This window comes from Bittarella massiliensis (ex Durand et al. 2017), from assembly GCF_017566145.1.
GTDB classification, from domain to species: domain Bacteria; phylum Bacillota; class Clostridia; order Oscillospirales; family Ruminococcaceae; genus Bittarella; species Bittarella massiliensis_A.
Window position 1 is genome coordinate 1 of record NZ_JABFCL010000311.1, and the last position, 214, is coordinate 214.

General features: G+C 51.9%; 1 protein-coding gene. It reads right to left on the reverse strand.

What is annotated here, in order from left to right; translation table 11 throughout:
• Positions 1-6: 6 nt before the first annotated feature.
• The coding region (locus tag HJY11_RS14465) for an HD-GYP domain-containing protein (protein WP_368041631.1) at positions 7-214 on the reverse strand (208 nt) is incomplete at its 5' end.

Here is a 214-nt window from a genome sequence, read left to right on the forward strand (position 1 = left end):
TCCTCTTCATATACTTCCTCCTGTTTCCTTCAAAATGAATGTCAGACATTCCAGAAGTTCCGGATTGAAGCATCCACACTCTCCACCCACAATCATGGACGCCGCCTTCTCTGCGGAGTACGCAGGCTTATAGACCCGCTCGTTTGTCAGCGCGTCGTAGACATCAGCCAGGGCCACCACTTGAGACCAGATCGTTGTCTCATCGCCTTTCAGC